Source organism: Neobacillus dielmonensis (assembly GCF_000612665.1).
GTDB classification, from domain to species: domain Bacteria; phylum Bacillota; class Bacilli; order Bacillales; family Cytobacillaceae; genus Neobacillus; species Neobacillus dielmonensis.
The window spans coordinates 1-233 of record NZ_HG942015.1; the positions used below are offsets into that span (position 1 = coordinate 1).

The 233-nt window shown below is 51.5% G+C and carries 1 rRNA gene; it reads left to right on the forward strand.

Annotated features, from left to right (window positions below):
- Positions 1–233: ribosomal RNA gene (locus tag BN2425_RS00035) — 23S ribosomal RNA — on the forward strand; the annotation flags it as partial.

Here is a 233-nt window from a genome sequence, read left to right on the forward strand (position 1 = left end):
GAGCTGTGATAGCGAGGGAAATAGAGTACCGAAGTTCCTGATTCCACACTGCCAAGAAAAGCCTCTAGCGAGATAAAAGGTGCCCGTACCGCAAACCGACACAGGTAGGCGAGGAGAGAATCCTAAGGTGAGCGAGAGAACTCTCGTTAAGGAACTCGGCAAAATGACCCCGTAACTTCGGGAGAAGGGGTGCTTATTGGGGTGAATAGCCTCGATAAGCCGCAGTGAATAGG